At 67.3% G+C, this 205-nt stretch carries 1 protein-coding gene; it reads left to right on the top strand.

Features of this window, described 5'->3' with window-relative positions:
• The coding region (locus UU7_RS18705) for a hypothetical protein (protein ID WP_007810425.1) at window positions 1-205 on the top strand (205 nt) is incomplete at both ends.

Genomic DNA, 205 nt, shown 5'->3' with positions numbered 1-205 from the left:
GCCAGCGGCACGGTGAACTTCGGTACCAGCGGCAGCGTCACGGGCAACATCACCGCGCAGACGCTGAATTACACCAACTACGGCACGGCGGTGACGTTCGACCTGGGCAATGGCGCCGGCGCGACGAGCGGCATGGGCGGCACGTGGACAGGCGTCACCACGGTGACAGGCAGTGGCAACAGCGACACGATCACGGGTTCGGGCC

This window comes from Rhodanobacter spathiphylli B39, assembly GCF_000264295.1.
GTDB classification, from domain to species: domain Bacteria; phylum Pseudomonadota; class Gammaproteobacteria; order Xanthomonadales; family Rhodanobacteraceae; genus Rhodanobacter; species Rhodanobacter spathiphylli.
The sequence above is the reverse complement of the archived record's forward strand: the minus strand, read 5'-3'. Positions and strand labels throughout refer to the sequence as shown.